The sequence below is a fragment of the Brachyspira sp. genome, from assembly GCF_050873525.1.
In the GTDB taxonomy this organism is placed as follows: domain Bacteria; phylum Spirochaetota; class Brachyspiria; order Brachyspirales; family Brachyspiraceae; genus Brachyspira.
Genome location: NZ_JBNMIZ010000015.1, coordinates 1 through 23,506, shown reverse-complemented (window position 1 = coordinate 23,506; position 23,506 = coordinate 1). Strand labels below are relative to the sequence as shown.

Sequence of the window (23,506 nt, the reverse complement as noted above, 5' to 3'; positions counted from 1 at the left end):
TTTATAAAATTCTATTTTCAATTTTGTATCGAGAATTTCTTTGCTATAATTAATAATATTCGAATATTCTTTAATAATAGTTATATCTTTATTAAAAATCTTGTCTTTTAATTCTTTTAATATTATTCCTTTTTCCATTTTTATATTCTCCGTAGTTTCGCTAATTATTTTTTCGGCTTCTTTTATTTGCTCCATAGCGATTAATACATTTTTATATTTATTAGTATTTAATATATTTTTATTTTTTAATGAAAATTCTTCTATAAAGTTTGCTATATCGTCATGTATTATTTTAGAGTAATATACGCTATTGTCTTCGGATATATTTGCCGAACTTCCGTAAGGCGTTAAATATAATACATGAATTTTATAATCTTTATAGTTATTTTTTAATAATTCTATATATTTATTTACTTGGCTTTCGCTTGTTTCTTGCGAATATATTTTATTTTCTATAACCAATACAAACTTATCTTTTTTAGATTCAAATTTAATATCAAATCGTCCTTTAAAATTTTCATCTTTCTCAAATTGCTCTTTTTGTATATCCAAATCATATTGAAGTATATCGGTTGAAAAATCAATTTTTTTATTTTTTCTTAAATATTCTAAAAAATAATTTCCAATTTTTATTTCGTTAATTGTTATGTTAAAAAACGATGTAAGCAATATCGTATTTGAAACTTCATCGTATAGAATGTTCGCTTCTTTAATAATGTTATATTCTATCGGATTTTTATTTATAAACTCTTTTATTTCCGACAATATTTTGGGAATATTCTCTAAAAAATCATTAAATATACTTAAAACTAAATTATTATCTTTCATTTAATTAATAATATTTCATTCTAAATTAAAGTCAATAATTTATCTCTCTTTTAATTTTGAAACCACATTTAAATATATTTTTTCTATCTGCCATTCGTATTTTACTTTCAATCTGCTTTTTAATTTGAAAGTGAATTCCGCGACTCTATTTCTACTAGCCATTTTGAAACCGTCTCCGCTGAAATACTGCCCGACAATCCATTTTTGATTTCTTCTCAAATAAACGGCGTAAAAACTGTCGATATTTTCTATTTCCGAATTTTTGTCAATATCCATAGGACTCACGACTATGCGAAATTTAGAATCTTCGGGCGGAATAATATAATTTTCTCCCGCTTCAATTTCGTCTTTTTGAATATTGTCCGTATTTACAAAATTATTAAAATCGTTCGGATGCATCAAAATCATATTGCCGTTATTTTGCAAAGCGAATATATATAAATAACCGTCTCTATTCGGACTAAATTTAATATTTATTGAATCGCCTTCCGTAACTTCGCCTTTGCTCAATATAGAATTAGTGCGATTGTCCGAAGAAACTTTTTCTATTTCAAAATTTAATTCAATATTATTATTTCTCTTTTCAAAAGAATCGAATACCATTTTTGACAAATAGGCTTCCAAATACTCGGATATTCTCTGAACTGTGGATATTGCCTCGTTCGATGAAACGGATTTATATTCTTTTAAAATATTGTCGGTTTTAATGTCAACCACATTGAAATTATATCTGAATTCGTATCTTTCTCCTTCATTTTCGCCGCCATATCCGCTATTTACGGAAGTTAAATTATTTGTCAAATTTGAATTAGTTCCTCTTATAAAAATATTATTTGAAACGGAATCGAATACTATTTTATAATTATTTGAAAGCCGATATTCTTTGGGATTATTGCTTAAAGTATTTCTGGTATTTGTGGCATTTTCGTTCGTTATTAATACTCTTTCGCTGTCAATCAATATCGCAATTCTCACATTTAAATTTGACGCTACGGTTAAACCTTCTTCAATATTTAATTCGTTCGTTCCCGATAATCTTTTTTTTGCTCTGTCAACGGTTATTGTTTTTTTTTGTTTCAAATAATGAAATCTATTTATGGTTCTAACGGTTTCTCTTCTTAATTCTTTATTTATTTTAAAATGATTATCCAAATCGATAGTCGCCACATTTAATTTTTTTTTATCTATTTCCGATTTTTCTTTTGCATATAGAGATAAAGAAAATAAAACTAAAAAGATTATACATTTTAAAATATTAGAAATCTTCAAAATATCTCCTAATATTCGAGTTTAGGTTTCGAGGAATTTTGCTCCAAATCAATATTGTCAAGCATATCCATTATTCTCGATAAATCGTCCGCGCTGTAATATTCTATAATTATTTTTCCTTCTTTTCCGTTTTTATCTATAACATTAACTTTCGTTGAAAATATTTTTTCCAAATCGTTTTCAAGTTTTTTTATATTCGGGTCTTTTTTAGGAGTTTCTTTGCTTTGAATATTTTTCGATTCTTTTTTTTCTTTTACTATTCTTTCGCATTCTCGAACGGAATAATTTTTTTCGACAATTATTTTTGCAAAATTTTCTCTTTCTTTTTCGCTTGTCAACGACAAAATGGCTCGCGCATGTCCTTCCGTGAGTTTTCCCTGCAATATCATATTCTGAATATTTTCGCTCAAATCGAGTATTCGCATAGAATTTGAAACGGCGCTTCTGCTTTTTCCCACTCTATTTGCCAATTCTTCCTGCTTTATATTTAAATCGTAAATTAATTTTTTATAACTTTTAGCTATTTCTATCGCATTCAAATCTTCTCTCTGAATATTTTCTACCAAAGTAAGTTCGAGCATTTTAGAATCGGCGATATTTTTCAATACCAAAGCTGGAACTTTATTTCTTTCCAAAAATTTAAATGCGCGAAATCTTCTCTCGCCCGATATTATTTGAAATTTCCCGTCTTTCTCTCTTAAAGTTATCGGGTTTATTAATCCGTTTTCTTTTATCGATTCGGCAAGTCCTTTAATCTGTTCTTCGTTAAAAACTTTTCTCGGCTGGTCGGGATTCATTTCTATAAGTTTAATGTCAATTTCCAATACTCCGTTTTTTTCCGCTTCTTCGACTGCTTTTTTTATATCTCTGTCTCCCGATTTTATAAGGGCGTTCATTCCCTGTCCAAGTCCTCCTTTTCTGCTCATATAGTATCTCTCCGAATTTTATATTTTAGATTTCTCTACAAACTCTCTTGCAAATTCTTTATAACTTCTTGCCCCTATGCATTCTTTATCGTAATCTTCTATCGCTTTTCCGTAAGACGGCGCTTCGCTTAACCTGACATTTCTTGGAATCATCGTTTTATAAGTTTTCTCTTTGAAAAAATTAACGACTTCTCTAACAACATCGGAACTTAATTTTGTTCTTCCGTCATACATAGTCAAAATTACTCCCTCGATATTTAATTCGGGATTCAAATTTTCTTTCACGAGCGAGATTGTATTATTGAGTTCGGCTACTCCGTCCAAAGCGTAGAATTCGCATTGAATAGGAATAAGAACGGAATCGGCGGCGGTTAATGCGTTTAATGTAAGTATTCCCAAAGTCGGCGGGCAGTCTATCAATATATATTCGTAATCGTTTTTAATGGATTCTATTGCTTTTTTTAATTTGAACTCTCTTCCAATTTCGCTTACGAGTTCTATTTGCGCGCCAACCAAATCCGAGTCCGAAGGAATAATATATAAATTTTCTTTATAAGTTTTCATTATAACTTCGTTTACATTAGCGTCCCCAATAAGCAAATCGTATATTCCTTTATCCATATCCAATCTTGAAATTCCTATTCCCAGACAAGTATTCGCCTGCGGGTCAATATCTATTAAAAGAGTTTTATATCCCATATCCGCTATAGCCGCGCTTAAATTAACTGCGGTTGTAGTTTTCCCGACTCCGCCCTTCTGATTTACTATAGCTATAACTTTAGACATAAATTATCCTTTAATAAAAACAAACTAAATTATTTTATTGTCGTTTATTTACTATCATTGAAATTATTTTATTATATCAAAAATTCGCTTTTTATCAAGTTGTTTATTTTTTAATTCAATATTTAAAAAAGTTATTGTCTATTTGCAGATAATTGCTATCTTATGGATGTAAGGTTTGAATAGACCTAATAATTTATTACAAAGGAGTATTTGTATGACTATTACAAAAAAATTAACTATCAGTTTATTGGCTTTAATGCTAACATTGGGTTTGGCGGCTTGTTCTTCCGCTGCAGACCCTGAAATCGGCGATGAAAACACATGGACCGAAGCCCCTTCCGTTGAAAATACGGGACCCGCAAGTTCTCTTCCTTCTTTTGGAAAAGACTATAAAATAGATTTTGTCAGCGGTTCTACCAGCGGAGAGTCTTCTGGAGGAAACAGCGGAAGCGAACAACCTTCACAGCCATCAACCCCAGAAACTTCTAAAAAGTTGCATGACGAGAATTTTAGAGTATTTCTTCCTTGGGCGGGAGTTCATGACGGAAACGGAAACTGGGAATACACTTGGGTTAACTCTTCCGACACGAACAAAATCAATCAGCTTTGGAAGAAGTTTATAAAAAGAGTCGCTTACGCTAACGAACCTTTTTATATCAGAAACGCTAAAAACGGAAACTCTCAAGCAAATTTGAAAAGCGGAAACGATTATTATTTATTCGATAATAACTTGGATATATGGCATGCTAACAGAATGAATCAAACGGCATTAAAGAAATTTGTCGCAGGAGTTATAGTTCAGTATAAAGGCGGACAGCATGAAGGCGCTTATACGATAGGCGGACTTTACAGAACTTACGCAAAAACGAATCCTGCAAGCGGAAACTGGGATGACGAAGGTATAAACATATTTATGGGAATATCCGAAGGCAAACCTACGAGACAATCCGTATTAAACGGATATAAAGGCGACTTGGAAGTTATAGTGGTTAATGTTGGAAAAGTTAGAGTGGAAGGCGGATATGGACCTAATCCTAAAAAGGAATACGCGCTTGATATTTATTACAGCGACAATCAATATGATGCAAAAGGATTATATGTAGGCAGAACTTGGATAGAAGACGAAACGACTTATATAGGACAAAATCCTAAAAACAATTACGGATATAAATTGAATAGGTCACTTTTCTTATCCGAAGGCTGGTATTATAATAAATATTTCTACAGCTTCGTTCCTTACTGGGATAAGTAATTAGAAAATAATAAAGTCAAAAATAAAAAACGGTTTATACTTAAATAGTATAAGCCGTTTTTTATTTTATAGATTGCTTCACTTCGTTCGCAATGACAATATTTTTTACACTGTCATTGTGAGATTTATTTATAAATCGAAGCAATCTACTATTTTAATAAAGTTAAATTTTTAAAATAAAATTTTATTTTAATTGGATTACTTCGCTATCGCTCGTAATGACGATAAAAAAAGATTGTAATTGCAACTTTGCTTTATATGTCATTGTCATTGCCAAGACTAGGCTAAAAGCCCACAGAGTGAAGTCCGCCGTTGGCGAGGCACACAGAGTGTGCGAGCATTTATTTACTGTCATTGCGAGCATTTGCAAAAATGCGAAGCAATCTAAATTTAGAATTTTGTTAATATTTCTAATAACAAGGGGTTTTAACCCCTTGCGTCCATTTGCATTATTGCATTATTCTATATCTTGCACACAATGGGCTTTCCGAAGAGACGCAGAGCGAATGACGAATAAAAATTTGAAAGTAAAAATTTGTCCGTTATTTTTTATAATTCATTAAAAAATCAATATCTTCTTTACTCAAATAACTTTTTGGAACGATTATTGCGGAAGCGATGTCCGTGTAAATAAAAATCGACTTATCGCTAAAATCTATATTTTTTATATATGATTTATTAAAAGTAGTTTCGCCTCTATCTTCTTTGAAAATAAATTTGTCTTCGTATATTGTCAGAATTTTATTGCCGAATATCCCGTCAAGTTTACCCGATTCGGCATATCTATAAATCTTTTTTATTATATTTTTTTCCAAACGATTTTTATAAGTTTTTATTTGTATTATCGAAAATAAAGCGGATAATAAAATCGCGGGAATGATTATTAAATAATTGTCGCCTTTAAAAAATGAAATCATAATTACGATTAATAATATATAAATAACCGCTAAAATTATAATAGTTTTTTTAGTCGAAGATTTTATTTGAGAGTTTATTTTCAAATAATGAAGCTGAAAATCTATAAAATCTTTTAATTCTATTTTATATTTAAATTCTTTCATAATTATTAATTAAATATCTATTCCTAAAAAATTTTTAACCAAGATTCCTATAAAGAAACTTATTCCCGCAACCGTTAAACTTATGCTAACCATTTCAAAAAATCTATTTCCAAACGGAATTGATTTTGCAACCGAAACATAATAAGTAAAAATAAATATTATAAACACGACTATAAAAATCATCGTAATCAAGGCATAGACGCATTTATCGTCTGGAAAAATCAAATAAGGCGTTATCAAAAAACTTACCGTTATCAAATAAATTATTCCCGTATATAAAGAAGATTTGAAAGCGTTTTTATCCCCGTCCGATTTTGCCGAAAGATACTCGGAAGAAGCCATTGATAAAGTCGCCGATATTCCCGTGATTATTCCTGATAGAGCGACAAGTTTATTATTCTGCAAAGCAAAACTTAATCCCGCTAAAGTTCCGCTTATTTCAACGAGCGCGTCGCTTAAACCCAAAACCATCGAGCCGATATATTTTAATCTGTCTTCGTCAAGTATTGAGATTAATTTATTTTCATGTTCGTCTTCTTCAAAAGCAATTTTTTTAGCATCTGGAATTTCTTCCACTATTTTTGAATAAATATATTCCGCGTTTTTCTCTCCGCCTTCCATTATTTTAATTACGAAAGTGTAGCCGAATATTACGCTTAAAATAAAGAATTTAAAAACTTTCAATTTTTGAGGTTTCAATTTTTTATTTGTATATTTTTCCAAAGTTTTTGAATGCATTAATTCCTCTTTCGCTATATCCATTAAAACTTTTTTATCGTCTTCTTTCTTAACGAATTTAGTCAAATTCAAATAAACATGATATTCGTTGATTTCGTTTTGCTGCATATTGAGTAAGAATTTTAAAGTTTTTTCGGAGATTTCCATAATAATTCCTAATTACTTTTAATTTAAATTATTTTAACGAAATTTTAATTCCAATTTTTACCGATTACTTCATCGTAAGTAGGAATTGAATCGATTGCGCCTTTTCTCGTAACGGTTATATTTGAAACTTTAATTGCAAATGTTATTGCTTCTTCGATTGTTTTATTTTCGGATAGCATTCTCACTATTCCGCCCAAAAAACTATCTCCCGCCGCCGTAGTGTCGACAACTTTCACATCGTAAGCGTTAAATTTTTTTCTGTTAATTTTATTATTTTCTTTTGTTATTAATTCGCAGCCGTTTTTTCCTAAAGTTAAAATAATATTTTTTACTTTGCAGTCAAAAACATAATCTATTCCGCCGATTATATCTATTTCGGTTTCGTTTGGAATAAGAATATCGATATAACTTAAAAATTCTTCGTCCAATTTTACCGCTGGAGAAGGATTTAAAATTACGGTTTTATTAAGTTTTTTTGAAATGCTTGCCGCATATTTTGCAATCTCCAAAGGAATTTCTAATTGCATAACTATAATGTCGAAGTTATTTATCAATTCTTCTTTAATGTCGTTTTTAGTAATTAAAGCGTTTGCTCCTTGTGCGACTATTATATTATTCGCTCCGCTTTCGGTTACCGTAATAAAAGCGATTCCTGTAGAAACATTTTCTTTGATTATAAGATTATCTATATTGACTTTATTTGAAGATAAAGAATCGGATAAATCTTTACCAAAATTATCGTTTCCAACCGCTCCGAGTATGGCAATGTCTCCGCCCAATTTCGCTATAGCCGCTGCCTGATTCGCGCCTTTTCCTCCGTTTCCCGCATAAAAATCTTTTCCAAGTATCGTTTCGCCTTCTTTAGGAAATCTTGGAGCTACGACAACCAAATCTTTATTTATGCTTCCTATTACTAAAATTTTTTTATTCATTTAAGAAATCTTAATATAATAATTATATATTCCTTCAAAAATTAATTTTCCTACAACGGAACCGCCGTCAAGAATTCCTATACTTTTATCTCCATAATAGCTCGCTCTTCCATGAACTGCTTTCATATTTTTTGTATTTTCAGAACCTTCCGAAGCGGATTTAAAAGCTTTTTCAAACGCTTCTTTAGGAGATAGATTTGAATTATTCTTTAAAGTTTCCGCTCCGTAATATAACGAATCCAATATAGTTTTTTCGCCTAATTTTGAATCAGCCTTATCCATTATGGTTTTTATTCCATTTTCAAACGCTTGGGCTATATCTATTAATTCGATTTTATTTTTGCCTTTCAGAGATTTTGCCATTCCAATCATGCCGAAAGAAAGTATAGTTCCTAGCGAAGATGGAGACGCTTCATTAAACGCAGAACCCATTTTCATGAATACTTTTCCTATATCGGTTTCTTTATTATTTTCTAAAAAAGATACCAAAGCCTTAAATCCGTTAGACATTGAAATGCCTAAATCTCCGTCTCCGTTTTGCGCGTCTAATTCTATTAAATAATCTTTATTTTCGTCCATTATATTGCTAATAGATTTTACAATATTTACTAAATCTACGCTTTCCATTTTATATTCCTTCCATAATTATTTTAAATATTAAAATTTATTTGTTATGATTAGTATAAAAAGGCGTCATAGCGGGATATCTTAAAAGTTCTTTTAATTCGTTATCCAATTTGAGAATCGATATAGAAAGCCCTGCCATTTCCATAGAAGTCGCAAATTCGCCTATATGCGGCATATAAGAATTAACTTTTTTTTCTTTTAATAATATATGCAATTGTCTATATACTATTAACTGCTCTTCTAAAGGCGTTCCTCCGAGTCCATTAACCATTACCGATACTTCATCGTTTTCATTTAACGATATTTCGGTAGTTATTTTTTCAAATATCGCGGACGCTATTTCGTTGGCAGTCATCATTTTTTTTACTTCTATACCTGGCTCTCCATGTATCCCCATTCCTATTTCTATTTCATCTTCTTTAATAGAAAAAGTAGGTTTTCCAACTTCGGGAACTATACATGGCGATAAAGCGATTCCCATAGTTCGTATATTACTTAAAGCCTTTTCCGTAACTCTTACCACTTCTTCCAAAGGCATCATTTTTTTAGCGGCAGCTCCAGCTATTTTAAATGCATATACCATTCCAGCTACGCCTCTTCTTTTACCAATATCTTCATTGGAAGCTATATCGTCTTTAACTCTTATCGTGGCGGTTTTAATATCTTCAAAATCGGCGTTTTCGCATGCCATGTCGAAATTCATGTTATCGCCTCCGTAATTTCCGTATAGGCATAATACTCCAGCTCCGTAATCGCATGCTTTAATCATCTCCGTCATTTTATTAGCCGAAGGTGATGCAAATACATTTCCAACCGCGCATCCATCCAGCATACCGTCTCCGACATATCCTAAAAATACGGGCAAATGTCCGCTTCCTCCACCCGTTACTATTCCGACTTTTCCTTTTTCAACGGGAAAATTAGTAATAATTATTCTCTTATCGCCGTTTAAGAGTTTTAATTTATCGCTATAAGCATAAATTATGCCCTCTATAGTTTCATCAACAAAATTTTCGGCTTCGTTCATTATTTTTTTCATTGTATTTTATCCTCGACTTATATTTATTATAAATTATATTTCAAAATAATAAATATCTAAAATTTAATCGTTATATTTTATATTTCTTTTTTTATTTCTTACTTCTATTGCCATAGATATTAAAACGGATATTATAGAAAATCCTAAAAATAATATGGTTATAGGTCTGCTCCATAAAAAGTCAATAGAACCGTAAGATAATACTAAACTTCTATTAAAATTGGATTCTATAATTGGTTCTAATAAAAATCCTAATATAAACGGTCCAAGCGGATAATCATTTATTTTAGCTATTAAACCAAGCAAACTAAATAAAAGCATCACGGACACATCAAATAAAGAATATTGTAAAGCATAACTTCCGATTAAACTAAATACTATAACGGAAGCCCAAATATATTCTTTTTTCAATTTTAAAAATTTACTCATAACCCGAGTCATTAAAAGCCCATAGATTAATATAATAATATTAGCTAAAACCATTAAACACATAATAGTATATACTAACCCTGCATTATTTGTAAACATTTGTGCGCCAGGTTGAACGCCATAACTTATTAACGCTCCTATCAATATGGCTGTAACCGTATCTCCTGGAATACCTAAAGTAAGCATCGTTATTAAAGCTCCGCCGATAACCGAATTATTTGTGACGCAACTTATAGCCAAACCTACTAAAGAGCCTTTTCCATATTCTTGTGGATTTTTTGATAACTTTTTAGCCTGTCCATAAGAAATAATTGAAGCTATATCGCCTCCCGCGGCTGGAATAGCTCCGACTATAATTCCAACTCCAGATGAAGCTACAGAAGGCAAAAATATTTTTTTCAAAATAGAAAGATTTATTTTTTCGTCTCCAAATTTTATATTTGTATCACGATTGCCAAAAAATTCACGAGTCGCTATTTGATAAAGTATTTCGCTTAATCCTAAAGCTCCGATTAACATGGCTATAAAATTAATTCCTTGTATTAAATTTATATTTCCAAAAGTAAATCTTTGAGCGCCGACAACGGCATCTGAACCTATAGTAGCTATTAATAAACCAGCAATTCCCATAGTTAAACTTTTAGCTAAAGTTGTGCCACCTATAGCAATCATCATCGTCAAACCGAATACTCCGAGAGCAAAATATTCTGGAGGACCAAATTTAAGAGTTATTTTAGAAAGAGGAAAAGCAAATACTATTAAGATTAATGTGCTAAATAATCCGCCAAAAACAGAACCTACGGTATTAATATCTAATGCAAGCCTAGCCTTTCCTTTTTTAGTCAATTCATATCCATCCAATGTCGTCATTATAGAAGCGGGAGTTCCAGGCGTATTTATTAATATAGCGGAAATACCTCCAGACCAAATAGCCGAATTCCATAAACCTATAAGCATAGCGAATCCGCTTGTGGAATCCAACCAAAAAGTTAAAGGCACTAATAATGCTATTCCCATAGTAGCCGTAAGTCCTGGTAGAGTTCCTATTAAACTGCCTAAAAATACGCCTACTAATAAAAACATTAATACGCTCGGATTAATTAATGAAATTAAAGCGTTAATAAATTCCATAGTAAAATCCTTAAAGATTTAATTTTAATATTAAACTAAATACCACATAAATAACTAACGAAAGGGATATGGCAAAAATAATATAATTTTTTAATTTAAATATACCAAATAATTTAAATAAGACAAAAATCAATATTACTAAACCGACAAAAAAGTTTATAAGCTGCCATATAACTATAAAAATGATTATAGAAATTGTAACAACAATAATATCTTTTATAGCATAAGATGAAACTTCTGCCTCATTATTATTATCGCTTGTTTTAATACCTTTTCTTTTTCCATTAATTATTTGCAAAACTGATGAAACAATAATAAATAAAGAAATTATAATTAATAATATTCCTAAAAACATTGGAAATACTCCAGGTTCTAAATTTATATTGCTACTGTTTGGTTTTATTAACGGAACACTATTTATACTAAAAAAACAGCCGACTATTAGAAAAAATATTGATATAATTAAAGAGTTCATACCATATCCCTTAAGTTGCTTATTTTAAATTTACTTCTTTAGCAAGTTGCATAAACAAATCATATTGTTCTTTAGCAAATACTTGCATTTGTTGAGCATCCAAGTATCCAGACTGCAAACTTCTTTCTACCATTTGTTCTTGGAATTCTGTAGATTGAAGTATTTTTTCCGATGTAGGTATTAATTTATCCAAAATATCTTGGGATGCATTAGCGGGTATTGCAAAACCTCCCCAACCCATCATTACTACATTATAACCAAGTTCTTTTAATGTAGGTATTTCTTTAGATATTGTGCCTCTTTGGTCGCCCATTGTGGTAAGTATCTTTAAATTTCCATCGAGAACTCCAGAAAGAACTTCCGATTCGGATACCGTTACGGCTTCTATATGATTGCCCAATAATCCTGCAACTGCCGAAGCCCCGCCGTCAAAAGGAATATGCGTAAATTCCACGCCGAATTCCCTTCCTAACACTATACCAGCCATATGCCATATAGAACCAGGACCAGAATTCCCTATTCTTATTTTTTGAGGATTAGCTTTTGCATATTCTATAAATTCTTCAAATGTGTTCCAGGGCGAATCGCTTCTAACCGTAACTGTAGCGGGAACGATAGTCGCTCTTCCTAAAAAAGTAAAATCTTCAGGTTTAAGTTGAACATATCCCAAAGCTTCAAGCATTGAGGATTCCACAGGCATATAACTCATTATATAACCGTTGGGTTTACTTTTTTGAACATAGGCTAAACCTACAGAACCAGCTCCTCCCGTTCTATTCTCAACGACAACGGGAACGCCTAATTCTTTCTCCAACATTTGTGCGAAAACTCTTGCCGTTTGGTCAGATGCTCCGCCTGGAGAATAAGGAACTACTAAAGTGATATTCCTTGAAGGATACTCTTTTTCAGAGCATGAAATAATTGTGATTGATAAAATTAATAAAAAAATCTTTTTGAACATAAAATACTCCTTTGTTTTTATTTAAATTTTATTAATTTATAGCTTTATTTAATCTTTTTTCCCATGAGTTTAATTTTTCTATTAAACTATTCTTTTGTATATCGCTCATAGGTTGATAAGGATTTCTACAATAAGACTCACAAAAACCTTTATAAGCCAATGATTCTTTAAATATTGGTATATATCCATATTCCATTATTTCAGCTATTTCTATGGCAAATTCTTGCAAAATCATAACCTTTTCTTGATTATGCTCTTTAAAAGCATTTAAAAGATTTACAAATATATCTGGATATACGCAACCTATTCCCGATATAATTCCTTTAACTCCGCTTGATATTAATGCAACAAGCATATGGTCAGTTCCCGAAAGAACTCTAATTTTTTTAGGATTTACATATAAATATTTATGAATCCTATTAAAATCAAAGAAACTATATTTTATACCAGCTATTTGAGAAAATTCATTTGAAAGTTTTAACAAAGATTCTGGTAGTAAATCTAATCCTGTGCATTGAGGAATATTATATAAATACACTTCCTTATTTGGTATATTTTTCAATATATTTCTATAATATTCTATTAACTCTTCTTGACTAATTTTATAATAATTAGGAGTTACTATGCATACGCTATCCGCATTTTTAGATTCAGAGTAATTAGCTAATTCTATAATATTTTGAACCGATGTTCCGCCTATATGAACGCAAATATGCTCGTTATCCTTTTTCCTTTCTGTATAAAAATCTATTACAGATTTTCTTTCGTCTATGGATAGACTCATCATTTCGCCACAAGTTCCACATATAAAAAATGTATTTATGCCGCCATTTCTCCAAAATTCTAAAAGTTTTTCATTACTCTTAAAATCTATTTTATTTTGTTTATCAAATGGCGTAATCGTAGCTAATACAATATCTTTTAGCATTTAATTCTCTCCTTGATTAAAAAATTATTTATGCTAATAGTATAGTAAATTATTTTAAATTTGTCAAGTATTTTCTGCAAATTTTTTTGAAAAAATTAATAAAATTTCTTAAAATTTATAAAATTATGATGATATATAGTCATAATTTTATATTTGGGGTGATTTTTTAGGATTAAGAAGTTAAAAAATTACTTTTATTAATGGCAATATTTTTTAGTTTTTGAAATATTTTTAGTTTAAATAATCTATTTAATTTGGATTACTTCGGCTATAAATAGCCTAATAATGACGATACTTTTATTTTCCATCATTCATTACTAAAAATGACGATTAAAAAATATTGTCATTGCAAGCCGATGCCGTGACTTTGTCCGCCTTTGGCGAAGCACACAGCGTGAGGCGTGGCAATCCAAACAAAGTGGATTACTTCAGGCTACGCCTCGTTCCCTGCGGGACGCCTTCGGCGAATGACAAATTCGTCATTGCGAGCTTTCGTAGAAAGCGAAGCAATCCAAAATAATAAAATTTCTTTGTTCTGGATTACTTCAGTCGTTCACCAAAGGCGGGCAGACGCCCCACTCCCTCGTTTCCTACGAGACGCCTTCAGCGAATGACGATGCAAAAAGATTGTCATTGCGAGATTTATTTATAAATCGAAGCAATCCACTTTTAATAAAACTAAATTTTAAAATCAAATTTTATTTTAATTGGATTACTTCGCTACCGCTCGTAATGACAAATCAAGTCGTCATTGCGAGCCTTGATAAAGGCGTGGCAATCCACATTAAAAAGCGAAACAATACACATTAAAAACAAAAAAATCTAAAATCACACAATAGACTTCAATTCTTTTTTCTCTTCTAACATTTTTACCACTTTTGCTGGAACTCCAACCGCTACGGAATTTGCTGGAATATCTTTTACAACAACCGAACCAGCGCCGATTATCGAATTGTCGCCAATGCTTACCCCGGGAAGTATATTCGCTCCCGAACCTATCCAAACATTATTTCCTATAATCACTTTTGACGGGTAAGTCGTATTTCTATCCGCCAAATCGAAACCATGATTTAAAGTGGAGATTATAACATTTTGCCCAATAAAAACTCCGTCTCCTATAACGATTCCTCCCCTATCTTGAAAACAGCAGTTAATATTAAAAAATACATTTTTCCCGATGGTTATATTTTTTCCAAAGTCCGTGTAGAAAGGCGGAAAACAATTAAAAGTTTCGTCTATTTTCTGTCCCGTAAGTTCCGAGAATAATTTTCTCACTTCTTCGGGAGTATGATAAGAATTATTTAAAATCGTTGTTATTCTTATTGCATTTTGAGCGCATTCATGCATGAAAGGAGCTTTTTCTTTATCGTCTCCGCTAATATAATTTCCTTCTTTGCAATATTTTATAAAATCGTTCATATTCATTTTGTATCTCCAATATTTAAATTAAATTTTAATACCAGTCATGTTTTTCGTTTCTTTCGAGGGACGCTATTTTTTGCATCTCTTCGGCGGTTAATTCAAAATCAAATATATCAATATTTTCTTTAATGTGAGCGGGATTGCTCGAACCCGGGATAACGACAACCTCTTTTTGAATATCCCATCTTAAAATAATTTGAGCCACAGATTTATTATGATTTTGAGCTATCTCTTTCAAAACTTTATCATTTAATAATTCTTTTTGATGTCCTCTTCCGCCCAAAGGATACCAAGCCTGAACTACAATTCCCTTCCCTTGAATATATGGAATAACTTCATTATCCTGATAGTAAGGATGAATTTCATTTTGAACGAGCGCGGGCATAATCGTTATTTGAGAAAGAAAATTTTCCAATTCTTTTATATACCAATTCGACAAACCTATCGAACGAATCTTTCCTTCTCTAACCGCTTTTTCCATTTCTTTATAAGCTTTAACATCGTTTGCGCCGGGATGATGAAGAAGCATTAAATCTATATAATCGATGTCCAATTTTTCCAAAGCTTCGTTTATTGATTTTTCCGCATCGTTAAACTGATTCGGATATAATTTTGTAATGACGAAAATCTCTTCTCTCGGAACGCCCGATTTTTTTATTCCTTCTCCAACGCTTTTTTCATTATGATACATATAAGCCGTGTCTATCATTCTGTATCCATTTTGAAGCGCCGTTGCAACGGAATTAACGCAAGTCTCTCCTCTCAAACTGTAAGTGCCAATTCCCACAATCGGCATATCGTATCCGCTGTTTAATCGGACGGTTTTTGTTTGTAAATTAAAAGAAATATTATTTTGCATATTATTTTTTACCTCGCTAGTCTGATTTGAAGAAAATAATTTTGAACAACTAATTAATTCAATGATTACAATGAAAATTATTATATAATTTAATTTTTTAGTTTTCATTTTAAATCTCCTTTATTTATTAAATTTAATTTATTAACGAGTTTATAGAATTTATTTCAAATCCATAAACTCGTTAAACATTATCCTTTATTTTAGATTTGTATTAAAAAAGTCTTCCAATTTATCGAATGGAATTCTGTCTACTCTATCGTATAAATCTATATGTTCCGCGTCTTCCACAATATATAATTCTTTAGGTTCGGCGGCGGCTTTATAAGCGTCTTCGCTGAAATAACGAGAATGCGCTCTGTCTCCCATAACAAAAAGAATAGGACGAGGAGATATTTCATCGATAAAATCCAAAAGCCTATAATTCATCATAGACAAAAGGCTCGTAGTCGTAAAACCTCCCAAAGCGTTTGTATGATGTCCTCTTTTCAAAGCGTAAAATCTAAACCATTCTGCGTTTAATTCGTCAAGTTCCGCTGGCACTTCGTCTAAAGGTTCTTTTGGAAAAAACGGAATATATTCTGGATATCCGTTTTCCGCGTCAACCCATCTTTGCAAAGATAATCTCTCTTTTTCTTTTTGCAAATCTTCTCCTTTCAAACCGCCTCTTGCCGATACGCTAATATCATACATACTCGTTGTGGCAATCGCTTTAATCCTTGTATCCGTTTGAGCCGCAGAAAGAGCGAATCCTCCCGAACCGCAAATTCCGACTACTCCGATTTTTTCTCTATCTACAAATTCCTGCAAACCGAGATAATCTACCGAAGCGCTGAAATTTTCGACAAATATATCTGGAGACGAAACATTGCGAGGAGAACCTCCCGACTCTCCCATAAATGACTGGTCGAAAGCCAAAACTACAAATCCTCTCAACGCGAGTTCGTTTCCATATACGCTTGAACCCTGTTCTTTAACTCCGCCGTATGGAGCGCCGACTATAATCGCTGGATATTTTTTCGTTTTATCAATATCCTTTAAGTAGTATAAATCCGCAGCCACATCCAAACCGTAGCGGTTTTTGTATGTTACTTTTGTTCTTGTAACATTTTCGTTTAACTCTGAAATGTATCCCATTTCTTCCTCCGTTTTATTTTGACTTGCATTAATTTGTCCGTTGTTTTGATTATTATTACAGCCAATTAATGCTAAAACCGTAATAATAAAAATTAAAAATTGTTTTGACATTGTTTTCTCCTTCGCCGTTTTTTCGGCATGATTAATTTTTTTTATTTATTAAATCGTATTGCAAATAATAGTCAAATACTTTTTTGTTATGGTTTACTATGCTTTAAAAGTATTGCAAAATATGATAGTATAAAAAATAAAATATCAATTCGCGGGAGACAATCGAAATGGAAATAAGAGCTTTAAAATATTTTTTGGTGTCGGCAAGAGAAGGAAGCATAACGAAAGCGGCAAACAGTCTCGGTTTAACTCAGCCGAATCTTTCAAGGCAAATAAATTTTCTCGAAAGAGATATTGGGAAAAAACTTTTTAATCGAAGCAATTATAAAATCGAACTTACGGACGAAGGAGCTTTATTCAAAAGAAGAGCAGAAGAAATAATCGATATGGTAGAAAAAACGAGAGCCGAGTTCAAATCGGGCGACAAAATAATCGCGGGAAATATTCGAATAGGCGGAGGCGAAACTTACGCGATAGAACTCATTACAAAAATAATGCGAAATATTCAAAAAGAAAATCCAAATATACAATATCATGTTTATAGTGGAAATTCTGAAGATGTCGCGGAAAAATTGGATAAAGGACTTTTGGACTTCGGAATATTTATCGAACCAGCGGGAATACTAAAATACGATTATATAAAAATTCCCGCGAAGGACACTTGGGGAGTTTTAATGCGAAAGGATTCAAAACTTGCAAAAAAACAATTTGTAACGAAAAACGATTTGATTAATCTTCCGTTAATATTATCGAGACAGCCTTTATATAACCGTCCTTCCGATAATAAATTTTTGGAATGGTTTCAAAGCGATTTTGACAAAGTAAATATAGTGGCGACTTACAATTTAATTTATAACGCTTCAATTATGGTAAAAAGCGGAATCGGATACGCGGTTTGCCTCGACAAATTAATCAATACAAACGGCAGTTCTCTCTGTTTCGTTCCGTTAAAACCAAAATTAGAATCGGAATTAAATATAGTTTGGAAGAAAGGACAGGTATTTTCGCCCGCAGGCAGAATATTTTTGGATACGCTTTATAAAAAATTTTCAGTATAAATATTAAATTAAATTAGAAAAATTGAATTTGAAAAAAATAAAAAATTTTTATATAATATAACATTAATAAAATCAGGAGTAATAATTTATGCTCGATTATGTTATAAGAAGATTATTAGTATCCGTTTTGACTCTATTCGTTATAGTGACGATAACTTTCTTTTTGATGCATACGGTTCCAGGCGGACCTTTTGTCGGGGAAAAACCTTTAAGTCAAGTGGCTTTGGATAATTTAAATAGAAAATACGGACTCGATAAACCTTTAATAGTTCAGTATGGAAATTATCTCAAAAACGCGATTAAAGGAGATTTGGGAACTTCGCTTACAAAAATAGGACAGTCGGTTTCAGGCACTATAAAGAGAGCTTTTCCAGTTTCGTTTAGACTCGGAATTTTTAGCATGTTTATCTCGACAACGATTGGAGTTTTATTCGGAATAATTGCGGCTTTAAGACATGGAAAAGTCATAGACAGAGTCGTAATGGTTGCGGCGACTTTGGGAATTGCCGTTCCAAGTTTCGTTGTCGCTACAGTTTCGATTATTATATTTTCCGTTCAATTAAGACTTCTTCCAGCTTACGGTTTCGATTCTTTCGCTCAATATATAATGCCGGGATTCGCCTTAAGTTTCAGTTCTTTAAGTTTCATGGCAAGATTAATGCGAAGTTCGATGCTCGATGTTATTCATCAGGATTATATTAAAACGGCGAGAGCAAAAGGAGTTAGAAGAGGATTTATAATATTCAAACATGCTTTAAGAAACGCTATTATTCCAATAGTCACTTATATCGGACCTTTATCTGCGGGAATACTTACGGGTTCTTTTGTGGTTGAAAAAATATTTAATATTCCGGGGCTTGGAAGATATTTTGTGGAAAGCATTACTCAAAGAGATTATCCTACAATACTCGGCGTGACGATATTTTACGGGGCTTTTTTAATCGCTATGAATTTTTTAGTGGATTTGTCTTACGGAATAATAGACCCGAGAATCAAGATACAGGAATAATTTAATTAAGGAATAAAAATGGAAATATTGGATAAATCATTATTTGAAAAAGCCACCGAAGAAGAAAAAGCGGCGGCGGAAGTTCAAAGAGAAAGCGTAACTTATTGGCAGGACGCTTATAGAAGATTCAAAAAAAATAAAGTCGCTCTCATTTCTATAATAATAATCGGAGTCATAGCAATCTTGTCAATATTTATTCCTATTTTTTCGGAATACGGATACGCTCAAATAAACAGAGGGGTTGAAAACAGTTTGCCAACTTTTGAACATCCTTTTGGAACGGATACTTTAGGAAGAGATTTGCTTGTCAGATGCATGATAGGAGCGAGAATCTCTCTTTTAATCGGAATAGTTTCTGCAACTTTAGTCGTTATAATAGGAATAGTTTACGGTTCGGTTTCTGGTTATTTCGGAGGAATGCTCGATAATATTATGATGCGAATAGTCGATATTATAAGCGCCGTCCCTACCCTATTGGTTGTAGTTTTGCTTTCGGTTGTCTTAAAAGCTCCGATGGACAGATTATTTTTACAAAACGAATCTTTAAGGGCAATCGGACTTTTGGGACCGGGTTTATTCAGTATATTTATTGTAATTTCTTTATTATATTGGACTAATATGGCAAGAATGACGCGAGGACAGATTCTGGCTTTGAAAGGACAGGAATTTATAACGGCGGCAAGGGCTTTGGGAACTCCTCATAGAAGAATAATATTTAAACATTTGATTCCAAACGCTATGGGAGCTATTATCGTTTCGGCTATGGTTCAAATACCTAACGCTATATTTGTCGAAGCGTTTTTAAGTTTTTTGGGACTCGGAGTAAGCGCGCCAATGGTTTCGTTAGGTTCTCTAACTTCAAATGCTGTAAGCGGAGTTTATTCCTATCCTTATCAATTATTATTTCCAGCGGCTTTGATTAGCGTTATAATTTTATGTTTTAATTTGGCGGGAGACGGTTTAAGAGACGCGTTGGACCCAAGAATGAAGAATAGATAAAATAAATAAAATAGACAAAACAGATAAAACGGATTTAAGAAAATAATGAAGGTAATTAAATGAGCGATAATTTAAATAGTTTGCTTGAAGTTAAAAATTTAAGCGTATCTTTTTTTACTCCATCGGGAGAGGTTAAAGCGGTTAATAATATATCTTATAAACTCGACAAATCTAAAGTCTTGGGAATAGTCGGAGAATCAGGCTCTGGAAAAAGCGTTTCGGCATATTCTATAATGGGACTCATAGACGAACCGGGAAAAATAACAAACGGAGAGATATTATTCGAAGGCAGAGATTTAATTAATCTTTCGGAACATGAAAAAAGAAAAATCAGAGGCGATAAAATTTCAATGATATTTCAGGACCCAATGACATGCCTAAATCCCGTATATACGATAGGAAATCAATTAATGGAAGCTTTGACTACTCATCAAAAGATTAGCAAAACGGCTGCGGTAAATAGAATCGAGGAACTTTTAACATTAGTCGGAATAAACGAACCGAAAAGAAGAATGCGACAATATCCTCATGAACTTTCTGGAGGAATGCGTCAAAGAGTTATGATAGCGATGGCTTTGGCGGGCGACCCTCAAATACTTATCGCGGACGAACCTACTACGGCTCTCGATGTTACAATTCAGGCGCAGATACTCGAACTTATAAAAGATATTCAGAAAAAAATTCAAATGGCGGTTATTTTGATTACGCATGATTTTGGAATAGTGGCGGATATGGCGGACGATATTATAGTTATGTATGGCGGCGGAATAGTAGAGAGAGGAACGGTTTTCGATATATTCGAGCGTCCTAAACATCCTTATACTTTGGGGCTTTTGAAATCTCTTCCGAGAATAGATATTAAACAAGACAGATTAATCCCAATAGAAGGAACGCCGATAGATTTATTAAACATGAAAGCGGGATGTCCTTTCAGCACGAGATGTGAGGAATGCATGAAAGTATGCATTGACAATAAACCTCCTATAGTTCAATTTGAAGAAGGGCATTTTTCGGCATGCTGGCTTCATCAAATGCCTAATGCCTAAATGATTAAAATTAAAAATAAAAATTTAAAGAAAAAATAAAAGCGAGTATTTAATGGAAAATTTAACAAAACCTTTAATAGAAGTTCAAGACTTGAAACAGCATTTTAAGATAAAGGGCGGACTCTTCGGCAGAGCGACTCAAACGGTTAAAGCGGTTGACGGAGTTTCATTTAATATATATAGAGGAGAAACTTTCGGACTGGTTGGAGAATCTGGAAGCGGAAAAACTACTTTGGGAAGAACTTTGCTCCATCTCTACAATCCGACAAGCGGAAAAATATTTTTTGACGGAGAAGAAATCAATAAAGAAAATTATAGAAATTACGCTAAAAAAATGCAAATAATTTTTCAGGACCCTTACGCGTCTTTGAATCCGCGCATGACAGTCGAAGATATAATTGGCGAAGCTTTGGATGTTCATAAATTATATTCCACAAAAAAAGAAAGAAGAGAAAAAATAATCGAACTTCTTAAACTTGTAGGATTAAACGCCGAGCAGGCGCAGAGATATCCGCATGAATTTTCGGGCGGACAGAGACAGAGAATTGGAATTGCGAGAGCTTTGGCGGTTAGCCCAGAGTTTATAGTTTGCGATGAACCCGTTTCGGCTTTGGATGTTTCGATTCAAGCGCAAATTATAAATATGCTTTACGATATGCAGCAGGATTTGAAATTAACTTATCTTTTTATAGCGCATGATTTGGCGGTTGTTCGTCAGTTATCGAAAAGAATAGCCGTTATGTATTTGGGAAATGTCGTGGAACTTACGGACAGCGAGTCTTTATACACTCATTCGCTTCATCCTTATACGCAGTCTTTGATTTCGGCAATTCCGATTTCAGAGCCTTCGATTGCGAAAACAAAACAGAGAATAATACTTTCGGGCGAGATACCCTCCCCTATCAATCCGCCTTCTGGATGCAAATTCAGAACGAGATGCCCAAAAGCGGAAGCGATATGCTCGGAAAAAGTTCCAGAGTTTAGAGAAATCGAGTCGGGACATTTTTGCGCATGCCATTTGGTTTGATTGATTTTTAATTTATAATCTAATTATTTTTACGGAGATTTTATAATATGAATAATAAATTAATAAATACTTTTTCTATAATATTAATAATTTTTTCTATAACTTGTTCGGTTTATATTCAAAATTACGCTTTTGGCAGAAGAGCGATACTTATAGACCAGGTTCAGCATTTTTACGACATGAAAAAATGGAACGAAAGCGTAAAATTGCCAACGACTGGAGCAAGATTTATTGCAAGTCAAGTAATTAATGAAGAGTTCACAACTCCGAGAGTTCCCGGCGGAGCTTATTATATATTCTATACTTTATTTTATAAATTAGGAGGAGAAAATTTATCAAACGCGAGATTGATTAATTTAATTTTTAGTTTATTTATTTTGGCGATATTTTTAATATGGTTTTATAAAAAGTTAGGACTGTTTTTAACTTCGATAATGACGGCTTTATTATTATGCAATCCTTATATTATGATGGCGATTACAAATTTTTGGAATCCAAATATAACTTTGCTTTTTAGTTTTTTATTTTTTATATTTTTATTCGAATACATAAATAACGAAAATCAAAAAATTAAAAAAATCTCGGTTTCTTTAATTTTTCCAACGCTCGCTATAATGGCGCAGGGACATTTTACGGTTTTCTTTTCTATGATTCCGACTTTGATAATTTATTTTATAATCAGATTTAAGAATACAAAAAAATATTTGCCGTATTTCTTTTTAAGCGTTTTTATTTCATTTTTATTATATTTGCCTTACTTGATTGACGAAATGCAAAACGGTTTTAATAATTTGCATTTGGCTTTAAATATTAGAGAGAATTTGGCAAAATTTCCTTTTCCGCAAATTTATTTTTTATTATTATTTCCTACAAATGAAATGTCGACATTTTTTGGAACGAGGATACATTCGGCTTTATATTTTTGGCTAAACAAACCGATTTATATTTACGGTTTAATTTTTCTTTTTATAAGCGTTATATTTTCGGCGTTCGCTTTTGTCAGAAGTTTTATATTTTTAATAAAAAAGCAAAATTCAAATTATAATAGCGACAATATTGAGAAAACTTTTAAAGAATTGATTTTTATATTATTTTTATTTATCCCGACAACGATTTTATCTTTTATAATATTCAGAAGCAAGCCCGGGACTTTTCATTATTTGAATTCGGCTTTTTCAATTTCTTTCGTTCCCATAATTTTATTTTTCTATCAAATAAAAAACAAAATTCAAAATAAAGCGCAAATAAAAAATAAAAATTTAAGAGTTTCTTCATATATATATATATATATATATATGTATATATCGTCATG

The 23,506-nt window shown here is 32.1% G+C and carries 23 protein-coding genes; 7 read left to right on the top strand and 16 right to left on the bottom strand.

All coding sequences use genetic code 11. The annotated features are described in order from the left end of the window. The 4 genes from ACR0QS_RS02280 to ACR0QS_RS02265 all read right to left on the bottom strand — a co-directional run. On the bottom strand, positions 1-828 hold an 828-nt coding region (locus ACR0QS_RS02280; RefSeq protein WP_432631829.1), incomplete at its 3' end, for a hypothetical protein. A gap of 39 nt (positions 829-867) precedes the next feature. Continuing rightward, positions 868-2,097, bottom strand: coding sequence for a DUF4384 domain-containing protein (locus ACR0QS_RS02275; RefSeq protein ID WP_432631828.1), 1,230 nt, complete (start codon positions 2,095-2,097; stop codon positions 868-870). A gap of 8 nt (positions 2,098-2,105) precedes the next feature. Next, positions 2,106-3,023 carry a ParB/RepB/Spo0J family partition protein gene (locus ACR0QS_RS02270; RefSeq protein ID WP_432631827.1) on the bottom strand — a complete coding sequence of 306 codons (918 nt, stop codon included), beginning with the start codon at positions 3,021-3,023 and terminating at the stop codon, positions 2,106-2,108. 18 nt (positions 3,024-3,041) lie between these two features. Next, positions 3,042-3,809, bottom strand: a complete 768-nt coding sequence (locus ACR0QS_RS02265; protein ID WP_432631826.1) for a ParA family protein — start codon at positions 3,807-3,809, stop codon at positions 3,042-3,044. 214 nt (positions 3,810-4,023) lie between these two features. On the opposite strand from ACR0QS_RS02265, the gene ACR0QS_RS02260 reads away from it, so the two are divergent. After that, positions 4,024-5,061, top strand: coding sequence for a hypothetical protein (locus ACR0QS_RS02260; protein ID WP_432631825.1), 1,038 nt, complete (start codon positions 4,024-4,026; stop codon positions 5,059-5,061). Positions 5,062-5,603: 542 nt separating this feature from the next. Here ACR0QS_RS02260 and ACR0QS_RS02255 read toward each other — a convergent pair. The 12 genes from ACR0QS_RS02255 to ACR0QS_RS02200 form a co-directional block, all read right to left on the bottom strand. Further along, the gene (locus ACR0QS_RS02255; protein WP_432631824.1) at positions 5,604-6,122 is read right to left on the bottom strand and encodes a YcxB family protein; all 519 of its coding nucleotides are present in this window, start codon (positions 6,120-6,122) and stop codon (positions 5,604-5,606) included. Between the two features lie 9 nt (positions 6,123-6,131). Next, positions 6,132-7,007, bottom strand: coding sequence for a VIT1/CCC1 transporter family protein (locus tag ACR0QS_RS02250; RefSeq protein WP_432631823.1), 876 nt, complete (start codon positions 7,005-7,007; stop codon positions 6,132-6,134). 44 nt (positions 7,008-7,051) lie between these two features. Continuing rightward, positions 7,052-7,939 (bottom strand): ribokinase, encoded by an 888-nt coding sequence (locus ACR0QS_RS02245; protein ID WP_432631822.1) that lies wholly within the window; start codon positions 7,937-7,939, stop codon positions 7,052-7,054. Next, complete coding sequence (locus ACR0QS_RS02240; protein WP_432631821.1) at positions 7,940-8,566, bottom strand: dihydroxyacetone kinase subunit L; 627 nt, start codon at positions 8,564-8,566, stop codon at positions 7,940-7,942. A gap of 37 nt (positions 8,567-8,603) precedes the next feature. After that, a complete protein-coding gene (locus ACR0QS_RS02235; RefSeq protein ID WP_432631820.1) occupies positions 8,604-9,605 on the bottom strand; it encodes a dihydroxyacetone kinase subunit DhaK in 1,002 nt (333 codons plus the stop codon). Between the two features lie 63 nt (positions 9,606-9,668). Continuing rightward, positions 9,669-11,165 carry a tripartite tricarboxylate transporter permease gene (locus ACR0QS_RS02230; RefSeq protein WP_432631819.1) on the bottom strand — a complete coding sequence of 499 codons (1,497 nt, stop codon included), beginning with the start codon at positions 11,163-11,165 and terminating at the stop codon, positions 9,669-9,671. Between the two features lie 10 nt (positions 11,166-11,175). Next, entirely contained in the window at positions 11,176-11,640 is a 465-nt protein-coding gene (locus ACR0QS_RS02225) for a tripartite tricarboxylate transporter TctB family protein (protein ID WP_432631818.1), read from the bottom strand. Between the two features lie 19 nt (positions 11,641-11,659). Then, positions 11,660-12,601 (bottom strand): tripartite tricarboxylate transporter substrate binding protein, encoded by a 942-nt coding sequence (locus ACR0QS_RS02220; RefSeq protein WP_432631817.1) that lies wholly within the window; start codon positions 12,599-12,601, stop codon positions 11,660-11,662. A gap of 31 nt (positions 12,602-12,632) precedes the next feature. Next, positions 12,633-13,529 carry a dihydrodipicolinate synthase family protein gene (locus ACR0QS_RS02215; RefSeq protein WP_432631816.1) on the bottom strand — a complete coding sequence of 299 codons (897 nt, stop codon included), beginning with the start codon at positions 13,527-13,529 and terminating at the stop codon, positions 12,633-12,635. Positions 13,530-14,357: 828 nt separating this feature from the next. Then, the gene (locus tag ACR0QS_RS02210; RefSeq protein WP_432631815.1) at positions 14,358-14,954 is read right to left on the bottom strand and encodes a sugar O-acetyltransferase; all 597 of its coding nucleotides are present in this window, start codon (positions 14,952-14,954) and stop codon (positions 14,358-14,360) included. Positions 14,955-14,982: 28 nt separating this feature from the next. Beyond that, positions 14,983-15,918 carry an aldo/keto reductase gene (locus ACR0QS_RS02205; protein WP_432631814.1) on the bottom strand — a complete coding sequence of 312 codons (936 nt, stop codon included), beginning with the start codon at positions 15,916-15,918 and terminating at the stop codon, positions 14,983-14,985. 87 nt (positions 15,919-16,005) lie between these two features. Beyond that, the gene (locus ACR0QS_RS02200) at positions 16,006-17,055 is read right to left on the bottom strand and encodes an alpha/beta hydrolase (protein WP_432631813.1); all 1,050 of its coding nucleotides are present in this window, start codon (positions 17,053-17,055) and stop codon (positions 16,006-16,008) included. Positions 17,056-17,222: 167 nt separating this feature from the next. On the opposite strand from ACR0QS_RS02200, the gene ACR0QS_RS02195 reads away from it, so the two are divergent. The 6 genes from ACR0QS_RS02195 to ACR0QS_RS02170 all read left to right on the top strand — a co-directional run. Next, positions 17,223-18,113 carry a LysR family transcriptional regulator gene (locus tag ACR0QS_RS02195; RefSeq protein ID WP_432631812.1) on the top strand — a complete coding sequence of 297 codons (891 nt, stop codon included), beginning with the start codon at positions 17,223-17,225 and terminating at the stop codon, positions 18,111-18,113. A gap of 88 nt (positions 18,114-18,201) precedes the next feature. After that, entirely contained in the window at positions 18,202-19,122 is a 921-nt protein-coding gene (locus tag ACR0QS_RS02190; protein WP_432631811.1) for an ABC transporter permease, read from the top strand. Between the two features lie 18 nt (positions 19,123-19,140). Then, positions 19,141-20,121: an ABC transporter permease gene (locus tag ACR0QS_RS02185; RefSeq protein ID WP_432631810.1), complete on the top strand. Its 981-nt coding sequence runs from the start codon at positions 19,141-19,143 to the stop codon at positions 20,119-20,121. A 59-nt stretch (positions 20,122-20,180) separates the two neighbouring features. Next, on the top strand, positions 20,181-21,167 hold the full coding sequence (locus ACR0QS_RS02180; RefSeq protein ID WP_432631809.1) for an ABC transporter ATP-binding protein: 987 nt from the start codon (positions 20,181-20,183) through the stop codon (positions 21,165-21,167). A gap of 52 nt (positions 21,168-21,219) precedes the next feature. Then, entirely contained in the window at positions 21,220-22,194 is a 975-nt protein-coding gene (locus tag ACR0QS_RS02175; RefSeq protein WP_432631808.1) for an ABC transporter ATP-binding protein, read from the top strand. 47 nt (positions 22,195-22,241) lie between these two features. After that, positions 22,242-23,506: hypothetical protein (locus ACR0QS_RS02170; protein WP_432631807.1), on the top strand; the 1,265-nt coding region annotated here is incomplete at its 3' end.

Coding starts and splice junctions, on each gene's coding strand:
- ACR0QS_RS02265 (WP_432631826.1), bottom strand. CDS start 3,809: ATGTCTAAAGTTATAGCTATAGTAAATCAGAAGGGCGGAGTCGGGAAA.
- ACR0QS_RS02235 (WP_432631820.1), bottom strand. CDS start 9,605: ATGAAAAAAATAATGAACGAAGCCGAAAATTTTGTTGATGAAACTATA.
- ACR0QS_RS02240 (WP_432631821.1), bottom strand. CDS start 8,566: ATGGAAAGCGTAGATTTAGTAAATATTGTAAAATCTATTAGCAATATA.
- ACR0QS_RS02180 (WP_432631809.1), top strand. CDS start 20,181: ATGAGCGATAATTTAAATAGTTTGCTTGAAGTTAAAAATTTAAGCGTA.
- ACR0QS_RS02255 (WP_432631824.1), bottom strand. CDS start 6,122: ATGAAAGAATTTAAATATAAAATAGAATTAAAAGATTTTATAGATTTT.
- ACR0QS_RS02185 (WP_432631810.1), top strand. CDS start 19,141: ATGGAAATATTGGATAAATCATTATTTGAAAAAGCCACCGAAGAAGAA.
- ACR0QS_RS02245 (WP_432631822.1), bottom strand. CDS start 7,939: ATGAATAAAAAAATTTTAGTAATAGGAAGCATAAATAAAGATTTGGTT.
- ACR0QS_RS02230 (WP_432631819.1), bottom strand. CDS start 11,165: ATGGAATTTATTAACGCTTTAATTTCATTAATTAATCCGAGCGTATTA.
- ACR0QS_RS02260 (WP_432631825.1), top strand. CDS start 4,024: ATGACTATTACAAAAAAATTAACTATCAGTTTATTGGCTTTAATGCTA.
- ACR0QS_RS02195 (WP_432631812.1), top strand. CDS start 17,223: ATGGAAATAAGAGCTTTAAAATATTTTTTGGTGTCGGCAAGAGAAGGA.
- ACR0QS_RS02220 (WP_432631817.1), bottom strand. CDS start 12,601: ATGTTCAAAAAGATTTTTTTATTAATTTTATCAATCACAATTATTTCA.
- ACR0QS_RS02205 (WP_432631814.1), bottom strand. CDS start 15,918: ATGAAAACTAAAAAATTAAATTATATAATAATTTTCATTGTAATCATT.
- ACR0QS_RS02200 (WP_432631813.1), bottom strand. CDS start 17,055: ATGTCAAAACAATTTTTAATTTTTATTATTACGGTTTTAGCATTAATT.
- ACR0QS_RS02215 (WP_432631816.1), bottom strand. CDS start 13,529: ATGCTAAAAGATATTGTATTAGCTACGATTACGCCATTTGATAAACAA.
- ACR0QS_RS02270 (WP_432631827.1), bottom strand. CDS start 3,023: ATGAGCAGAAAAGGAGGACTTGGACAGGGAATGAACGCCCTTATAAAA.
- ACR0QS_RS02175 (WP_432631808.1), top strand. CDS start 21,220: ATGGAAAATTTAACAAAACCTTTAATAGAAGTTCAAGACTTGAAACAG.
- ACR0QS_RS02210 (WP_432631815.1), bottom strand. CDS start 14,954: ATGAATATGAACGATTTTATAAAATATTGCAAAGAAGGAAATTATATT.
- ACR0QS_RS02190 (WP_432631811.1), top strand. CDS start 18,202: ATGCTCGATTATGTTATAAGAAGATTATTAGTATCCGTTTTGACTCTA.
- ACR0QS_RS02225 (WP_432631818.1), bottom strand. CDS start 11,640: ATGAACTCTTTAATTATATCAATATTTTTTCTAATAGTCGGCTGTTTT.
- ACR0QS_RS02250 (WP_432631823.1), bottom strand. CDS start 7,007: ATGGAAATCTCCGAAAAAACTTTAAAATTCTTACTCAATATGCAGCAA.